The organism is Micromonospora sp. URMC 106 (genome assembly GCF_051386395.1).
Taxonomy (GTDB): domain Bacteria; phylum Actinomycetota; class Actinomycetes; order Mycobacteriales; family Micromonosporaceae; genus Micromonospora.
The window spans coordinates 1-8,315 of sequence record NZ_JBPQTP010000175.1 but is presented as its reverse complement, the minus strand read 5'-3'; the positions used below and the strand labels follow the sequence as shown (position 1 = coordinate 8,315).

Annotated in this window: 5 protein-coding genes; 3 read left to right on the top strand and 2 right to left on the bottom strand. The window is 72.2% G+C overall.

Features of this window, described 5'->3' with window-relative positions; genetic code table 11:
- Positions 1–339: 339 nt before the first annotated feature.
- Entirely contained in the window at positions 340–1,599 is a 1,260-nt protein-coding gene (locus ACSNOB_RS30745) for a hypothetical protein (protein ID WP_436690816.1), read from the bottom strand.
- Positions 1,600–1,817: 218 nt separating this feature from the next.
- Here ACSNOB_RS30745 and ACSNOB_RS30740 point away from each other — a divergent pair, with 218 nt between their 5' ends.
- From ACSNOB_RS30740 to ACSNOB_RS30730, 3 genes are all read left to right on the top strand, one after another.
- Positions 1,818–1,943, top strand: coding sequence for a hypothetical protein (locus tag ACSNOB_RS30740; RefSeq protein ID WP_436690814.1), 126 nt, complete (start codon positions 1,818–1,820; stop codon positions 1,941–1,943).
- Positions 1,944–2,151: 208 nt separating this feature from the next.
- Positions 2,152–4,209, top strand: coding sequence for a DNA gyrase/topoisomerase IV subunit B (locus ACSNOB_RS30735; protein ID WP_436690812.1), 2,058 nt, complete (start codon positions 2,152–2,154; stop codon positions 4,207–4,209).
- A gap of 38 nt (positions 4,210–4,247) precedes the next feature.
- Positions 4,248–6,737: a DNA gyrase/topoisomerase IV subunit A gene (locus tag ACSNOB_RS30730; protein WP_436690810.1), complete on the top strand. Its 2,490-nt coding sequence runs from the start codon at positions 4,248–4,250 to the stop codon at positions 6,735–6,737.
- A 142-nt stretch (positions 6,738–6,879) separates the two neighbouring features.
- On the opposite strand, the gene ACSNOB_RS30725 is transcribed toward ACSNOB_RS30730, so the two are convergent.
- On the bottom strand, positions 6,880–8,226 hold the full coding sequence (locus ACSNOB_RS30725; RefSeq protein ID WP_436690808.1) for a uracil-xanthine permease family protein: 1,347 nt from the start codon (positions 8,224–8,226) through the stop codon (positions 6,880–6,882).
- Between the last annotated feature and the right edge of the window lie 89 nt (positions 8,227–8,315).

Here is an 8,315-nt window from a genome sequence, read left to right as displayed (position 1 = left end):
CGCTACGTGGTTGCAGCGGATCGGCGTGCTGGTCACGATCCGGGGTCGCTCCGGCGGGGTGGCCTTCGCCGAGGGCGAGCAGCACGGGGCCGGTCTGAGGAGAAGGCTCGCTTCGGGGCGCTCCCGGACCTCACCGCCCGCCCGTGCTCGGCGTCGGCGTCCGCGGCCGGCCCGACGAGATCCACGGTTGGCCCTACGCCGTTCGCGGTCGGCCCTACGCCGTCCGCGGCCGGCCCTACGCCGTCCGCGGCCGGTCCTACGCCGTCCGCGGCCGACCCGACGTCGGACGCGGCGGGACCCCGCGCCGGGCGGCACGGGGTCCCGGTGGCGCCGTCCGGGTCAGGCGACGGTGATCGAGCCGTCGCCGGCGCGGACGCAGGAGACCGCGCGGGCGCTGGTGGCGGCGGCCCCGCTCAGGCACTGCCCGAGCACCTGGTGGCCGGCGGCGTTCGGGTGCCAGGACTCCTGGCAGGTCTGGAAGTAGGACACGCAGGTGTTCGCGATCCGCTGGATGGCGATCTTGTCCTTGCCCTCGAGGCTGGTGACGAAGGTGCCGTTCGGCGGGCTGTCCTGCAGCCGGATCGGGGTGGCCAGCGCCCCGGCCGGGCTGGCCGCCGACTCGCAGAGCCGGGCGCCGTCGAAGGCCCGCTGCACGTTGAGGTAGACCAGGTCCGCGCCGGGGAACTCGGCGGCCATGCTGTCCCGGGCGGACTTGACCAGGGTGCCCAGGCCCTGCGAGAAGCGGTGCCCCGGCAGCAGGCTGGCCCGGTGGATCGGGCAGCCGGCCGCGTACCGCTCGGCGCCCAGCGCCCGGAACTTGTCCCGCGTGTCGTCCCGACTGTCCTCGCTGTGGAACGTCGCTTCGAGGTCGAACGGCAGCGGGTTGGTGTAGTCCTGGAAGACGATCCGGTGCTGGCCGTCGGCATCTATCTCGCGCAGCGTGGTGAGCAGCTGGCGTACGGCCGCCGTCGTCTCCGCGGTCGCGGCACTCCACTGGGCGGCGGTGGCCAGGTCGGCGTCGGTGCAGGGTTTCTGCTCCACCGGCCCGCCCAGGTACGCCCAGAACTCCCACCAGCCGGTCCAGGCGTCGGCGATGAAGCGGTTGGCGCACTTCTCGGCGACGTCGCCGAAGGTGAACGAGCTGTTGTTCGAGCCGAGGCCGAGCAGCACCAGGTCGATGTCGTGGGTCCGGCCGACCGCGCGGAGCTGGTCGAGCTGGGCGGCGACCTGCCGGCCGCTGCTCCGGGCCGCGGAGGCGGTGGCGATGTCGTGCGGCTGGCCGCCGGAGCACGCGAGGTTGAACCGGTCCTGGATGCCCGGCAGGTTCGCCCGGTGCAGCGAGGCGTTCGCCGAGCGGTGGCAGAAGAACGCGTTGCTGTTGGGTGCGGTCCAGCCCGGGAAGCCCTGCGCCGCCCCGGTGATGTCGACGACCGGCGTGTACGCCCCGGCGCCCTCGCCGCTGATGAAGCTGTCGCCGAGCGCCACCGCGGCGGTGGGTGGCGCGGCCGCGGCCGGGGCGGGCAGCCCGACGGCGGTCGACAGGGCGGTGGTGGCGACGGCGAGCGCCGCCGCGAGAGCGGTACGACGGAACCTGGACATGACGTCCTCCATCTGTCCATCGAAACGTGAAAGATCCTCCGAGGCCGCGATCACATCACCGGCGCACGATGGACGTCAATGGACTGTCGCGAAAACTTTCGATGGAGGAAACGTCCGACGGGGGGTCGGCACGGCCGTCTCGGCCCATCCCTGACGGAGCGTCGACCATCCGGTGGCGGCGGGGCGGTCGTGAGGGCCTATGTCGCGCTTGTGCTCAGGTGTCGCTGACCCTGACCACCCCGGCGTACGGCACGAACACCCGCTACGTCGCGGCCGTCGACAGCGTCGGGAACGTCGGAGACGGCTCCGTTGTTGTCCAGGTGGACCCGCCCGCGGCCGGCTGACCCGCGAACCGGTCACGGCGCCGACAGACGCCGGATCCGGACAGACCTCGCGACACCGCCGCAGGGGCCCGCACCGCGACGTGGTGCGGGCCTCGCTGCGGGGCGCCGTCGTCCTGTCGCATCTCCCGGTTAGGCTCGCTCCGGCGCACCGGCGGACCGACGATGTCGGACGCGGCACCACACCGCCGAGACCTGGGAGTACGACCAGTTGACCGCAGAGCCTGAGACCCTGTACGGGGCCGACGACCTCACGCACCTCGAGGGGCTGGACGCCGTCCGCAAGCGGCCCGGCATGTACATCGGCTCCACCGACAGCCGTGGCGTGGGTCACCTCGTCAACGAGATCCTCGACAACTCGACCGACGAGGGCGTCGCCGGCCACGCCACGAAGGTCGAGGTGACGCTGCACGCCGACGGCTCGGTCCAGGTCGACGACGACGGGCGGGGCATCCCCACCGACGTGCACGCCAAGTCGGGCATCTCCGGCGTCGAGCTGGTGCTGACCCGGCTGCACGCCGGCGGCAAGTTCGGCGGCTCCGGCTACAAGACCTCCGGCGGCCTGCACGGCGTGGGCGCCTCGGCGGTCAACGCCCTGTCCCGCCGGTTCGACGTCACCGTCCGCCGGGGCGGCAAGATCCACGCGATGTCGTTCCGGCACGGCGTGCCGGGGATCTTCGACGGCGACGGCCCCGAGGCGGCCTTCACCCCGGGCCCCGGGCTCCAGATCGTCGGCGCGATGAAGCGCGGCCAGCGCACCGGCACCTCGATCCGCTGGTGGCACGACGCGCGCTACTTCGAGACCGGTGCCGCGCTGGACGCCGACGCCGTGCGGATGAAGCTGCGCAACACGGCGTTCCTGGTCCCCGGCGTGAGCTACACGCTGCGCGACCACACCGGCGAGGAGCCGACCGAGGAGAAGTTCCACTACCCCAACGGGCTGACCGACATGGTGGAGTTCCTCGCCCCGGCCGGCGACCGGCCCGTCTCCGGCATGCTGCTGGTCACCGGCGAGGGCACCTACCGGGAGAACGCCGCCGACGCCAACGGGGTCATGCAGTCCAACGTGCAGCGTCGGGCCGAGGTCGAGGTGGCCTTCCGCTGGGGCACGGGCTACGAACGCACCGTCGAGTGCTTCACCAACACCATCCGCAACGCGCACGGCGGCACGCACCGAAAGGGCTTCGAGCGGGCTCTGGCCCGCACCCTCGCCGACGCCGTCCGCAACACCCGCGGCCTGCTCAAGGCCAAGGAGGACCCGCCCACCCTGGACGACGTGCTGGAGGGCATGACCGCGGTCGTGCACGTCCGGATCCCGGAGCCGCAGTTCACCTCGCAGACCAAGGACGAGCTCTCCACCGCCGGCATCACCAAGGTCATCCAGTCGCTGGTCGAGCAGCACCTGAAGTCCTGGCTGGAGGACCGGCGGACCAAGGCCGAGGCGCGCACGGTCCTGCAGAAGATCGTCGACGCGGCCCGGGTGCGGCTGACCCAGAAGCAGCAGAAGGACGCCGCCCGGCGCAAGACCGCACTGGAGGGCGCGTCGATGCCGGCCAAGCTGGTCGACTGCCGCGCGGCGGGCATCGAGCGTAGCGAGTTGTTCATCGTGGAGGGTGACAGCGCCCTCGGCACAGGCCGGCTTGCCCGCTCTGCCGAATATCAGGCGCTTCTTCCGATTCGGGGCAAGATCCTCAACGTCCAGAAGGCCAACCTCCAGCAGGTGCTGGACAACGCCGAGTGCGCGGCGATCGTGCAGGTGCTCGGGGCCGGCTCCGGTCGCACCTTCGACCTGTCGGCCATGCGCTACGGCCGAGTGTTGATCATGGCGGACGCCGACGTGGACGGCGCCCACATCCGCACCCTGCTGATCACGCTCTTCGCCCGCTACATGCGACCGCTGATCGAGGCCGGCCGGCTCTACGCCGCGATGCCGCCCCTGCACAAGATCACCACCAGGGGGCGTAACCCGCAGACGATCTACACCTACACCCAGGCCGAGATGGAGGCGACGGTCCGCAAGCTGGAGAAGGCCGGCAAGCAGATCGTCACCCCGATCCCGCGGTTCAAGGGCCTCGGCGAGATGGACGCCGACGAGCTGTGGGAGACCACGATGAACCCGGCCACCCGGGCGGTCCGCCGGATCACCCTCGACGACGTCGACGCCGCCGAGCGGATCCTCGAACTGCTGATGGGCGAGAAGGTGGAGCCGCGCCGCAACTGGCTGATCGACTCCGCAGACCGGGTCGACCGCGAGGCGATCGACGCATGACCAGGCCCGCCACCACCCGCCCGGAAGAGAGCTGAACGATGGCACGCCGCAAGGACGACCGCGCCAAGGTGGACTTCTCCGCCTTCGACCAGGCCGGCGCGCGGGTCTTCGACAACCCGCTGGTCACCGAGGTCTCCGACTCCTACCTGGAGTACGCCTTCTCGGTCATCCACTCCCGGGCCCTGCCCGACGCCCGCGACGGCCTCAAGCCGGTGCACCGGCGCATCCTCTGGTCGATGTACGAGCAGGGGCACCGCCCCGACCGCGGGCACGTGAAGTCGGCCCGCATCGTCGGGGACGTGATGGGTAAGTACCATCCGCACGGCGACACGGCGATCTACGACGCGATGGTCCGGCTGGCCCAGGACTTCTCGTTGAACGCGCCCCTCATCGACGGGCACGGCAACTTCGGCAGCCCGGACGACGGGCCGGCGGCGGCGCGCTACACCGAGGCCCGGATGTCCCGCGAGGCGATGCTGCTCGTCGGGGAGTTGGGCGAGGACACCGTCGACGTCGAGCCCAACTACGACGGCTCGCTCACCCAGCCCACCGTGCTGCCGGCGGCCTTCCCCAACCTGCTGGTCAACGGCGCGTCCGGGATCGCGGTCGGGATGGCGACCAACATGATCCCGCACAACCTCGGCGAGGTGGTCCAGGCCGCCCGCTGGCTGATCAACCACCCGGACGCCACGCTCGACAAGCTGATGGAGTTCGTCCCCGGCCCCGACCTGCCCACCGGCGGCCTGCTGCTCGGCCTCGACGAGGTGCGCCGGGCCTACGAGACCGGGCGCGGCGTGGTGCGGATGCGGGGAAAGGTCGAGATCGGCCCGGTGGAGGGCAGCCGGGGCCGGCAGGCGATCACCGTCGTCGAGCTGCCCTACGGCGTCGGCGCGGAGAAGGTCATCGCCGCCATCACCAACGAGGTCAACAAGACCAAGCGGCTCACCGGCATCGCCGACGTCAAGGACCTCACCGACCGGGAGAGCGGCACCCGCCTGGTCATCGAGTGCAAGGTCGGGGTCAACCCGCAGGCCCTGCTCGCCGACCTCTACCGGCTCACCCCGCTGGAGCAGTCGTTCGGCGTCAACAACCTGGTGCTGGTCGACGGGCAGCCGCAGACCCTCGGGCTGAAGGCGCTGCTGGAGGTCTTCCTGGCCCACCGCTACGAGGTGGTGACCCGGCGCAGCTCCTACCGCCGCCGCAAGCGCGAGGAGCGGCTGCACCTGGTCGACGGCCTGCTGATCGCCCTGCTCGACATCGACAAGGTCGTCAAGCTGATCCGGGCCAGCGAGGACGCCCAGGCCGCCAAGGACGGCCTGATGCAGAAGTTCAAGCTCTCCGAGATCCAGGCCACCTACATCCTGGACACCCCGCTGCGCCGGCTGACCAAGTACGACCGGATCGAGCTGGAGGCCGAGCAGGAGAAGCTGCGCGGGGAGATCGCCGAGCTGTCCAAGATTCTCGACGACGACAAGGTGCTCAAGAAGGTCGTCTCCGACGAGCTGTCGGCCGTGGTGAAGCAGTTCGGCGCGCCGCGGCGTACCACCCTGGTCGACGGCGACCTGAAGGAGGTGCTGGCGGCCTCCGCGCCGGCCGGCCCGCTGGAGGTCGCCGACGACCCGTGCCAGGTGATCCTCTCCGCGACCGGGCTGGTGGCCCGGACCGCGGCGGAGTCGGAGGAGGCGTCCGAGGGGCGCCGACGGCACGGCCGGGTCAAGCACGACGCCGTACGCGCCGTCGTGCACTCCACCGCCCGGGGCCGGGTGCTGCTGGTGACCAGCGCCGGCCGCGCGTTCAAGGTCGACGTGCTGCCGTTGCCGGTGCTGCCGGAGCAGGCCGGGACGGTGTCGCTGCGCGGCGGGATGGCCGCCGCCGAGCTGGTGCCGCTGGAGCCGGGCGAGACCGTCGTCGGGTTGGCGCCGCTCGGGTCGATGGCCGAGGGCTCGCCCGGGCTGGCCCTGGGCACCCGGCAGGGCGTGGTCAAGGTCTGCGCGCCGGAGTGGCCCGTCCGCTCCGACGAGTTCGAGGTGATCGGCCTGCGCGAGGGCGACGAGGTGGTGGGGGCCACCTGGCTCACCGACGGCGCCGAGACGCTCACCTTCGTCACCTCGGAGGCGTCGCTGCTGCGCTTCCCCGCCGGGCTGGTGCGCCCGCAGGGCCTCAAGGGCGGTGGCATGGCGGGCATCAACCTGCCGGCGGGCGCGCGGGTGGTGTTCTTCGGCGCGGTCCGCACCGACGACCCGGCGCACGGCGAGCCGATGGTGGTCACCTCCACGGGCGCCACCGTGAAGGTGACGCCGTTCAAGGCGTACCCGGCGAAGGGGCGGGCGACCGGCGGGGTGCGTGCCCACCGCTTCCTCAAGGGTGAGACCGACGTGGTCGTGGCCTGGGTCGGGCCGCGGCCGGTGGGCGCCACCGCCACCGGTGAGCCGGTGGAGCTGCCGGCGGCCGACCCACGTCGCGACGGCTCCGGCTTCGCCGTCATGCTCGGCCCGACCGTCGTCGGCCACCAGGTCGAGCGCGACTGACCCGTCCTCGGCAAAAGGGCCGGCTGCTCGCGCAGCCGGCCCTCATCCCTGCTCTCCGGGCCACTTCGTCGACCACGGGGTTGCCGGTCGCCGGGCATCGCGCGCCGCCAACCCCATGACCAACGTCGGCCGGGTGAATGGGTCAGAGTTCGGGCTCGGGGGCCTGACGGGTCTCGGGGGTGGTGCCGCGCAGGCGGGCCACCAGGCGCATGCCGTGGTAGATGACCAGAGCGGCGGCGGTGCCCAGGGCGATGCCGTTGAAGGACAGGTCGCCGGCGGTCAGGGTGTAGTTGGCCGCGCCGACGATCAGCGCGACCGCCGCCGTCATCAGGTTCACCGGGTCGTGGAAGTCGACCCGGTTCTCGATCCAGATCCGGGCGCCGAGGATGGCGATCAGGCCGTAGAGCGCGGTGGTGGCGCCGCCGAGCACGCCGGCCGGCACGGTGAGGATCAGCGCGCCGAACTTCGGGCTGAGCCCGAGCAGCACCGCTGCCACCCCAGCCACCCAGTACGCGGCGGTGGAGTAGACCCGGGTCGCGGCCATCACGCCGATGTTCTCCGCGTACGTGGTGGTGCCGGAGCCGCCGCCGGAGCCGGCGAGCACGGTGGCCAGGCCGTCGCCCAGGAACGCCCGGCCCATGTCCCGGTCCAGGTTGCGGCCGGTCATCGCGGCGACCGCCTTGACGTGTCCGGCGTTCTCGGCGACCAGCACCAGGATCACCGGGATCACCAGCACCACCGCGCGCAGGCTGAAGCTCGGCGCGTGGAACTCGGGCAGGCCGAGCCAGGCGGCGTCCCGCAGCCCGTCGACCGCCTTCGGGTCCAGGTCACCGAGGACGGCGGCGAGCAGCCAGCCGACCACCACACCGAGCAGGATGGACAGCCGGGCCAGGAAGCCCCGGAAGGCGACCGTGGCGAGCAGGATGGCGGCCAGGGTCACCACGGCGATCAGCGGCTGGGCCTTCACCCCGGTGCCGCTGCCGCCGCCGTCCCAGGCGACCGGCGCGAGGTTCAGGCCGATGAGCGCGACGATCGCCCCGGTCACCACCGGCGGCATCAGCGCGTCGATCCAGCGCGACCCGGCGAGCTGCACGACGAGCCCGACGGCGGCGAGCGCGACGCCGGCCACGACGATGCCGCCGAGCGCGGGCCCGATGTCCCCGCCGGCCTTCGCCGCCAGTACCGGCGCGATGAAGGCGAAGGACGAGCCGAGGTACGAGGGCAGCCGGTTGCCGGTGATCAGCAGGAACAGCAGCGTGCCGAGCCCGGAGAAGAAGAGCGTGGTCGCCGGCGGGAAACCGGTGATCAGCGGCACCGTGAAGGTGGCGCCGAACATCGCCACGACGTGCTGCACGCCGATGCCGAGAGTGCGCGGCCAGGAGAGCCGTTCGCCGGGGTGGACCACGTCGCCGGGCCGGATGGACCGGCCGTCGCCGTGCACCGCCCAGGCGGACCAGCGGGAGCGCGGCTCGGTGGAGGCTTTGGTCATGGGTCGCCCTTCGCGTCGTCAAGAGGTGACGGGGGCGCTGACGAAACCCAGGAGTCGTTTCTAGCAGAGCACCACCCCGCCCGCCCCGC

What these genes read in the sequence shown, in the direction of transcription:
- ACSNOB_RS30745 (WP_436690816.1), bottom strand. Translation starts at nt 1,599, where the DNA reads ATGTCCAGGTTCCGTCGTACCGCTCTCGCGGCGGCGCTCGCCGTCGCC.
- ACSNOB_RS30730 (WP_436690810.1), top strand. Translation starts at nt 4,248, where the DNA reads ATGGCACGCCGCAAGGACGACCGCGCCAAGGTGGACTTCTCCGCCTTC.
- ACSNOB_RS30725 (WP_436690808.1), bottom strand. Translation starts at nt 8,226, where the DNA reads ATGACCAAAGCCTCCACCGAGCCGCGCTCCCGCTGGTCCGCCTGGGCG.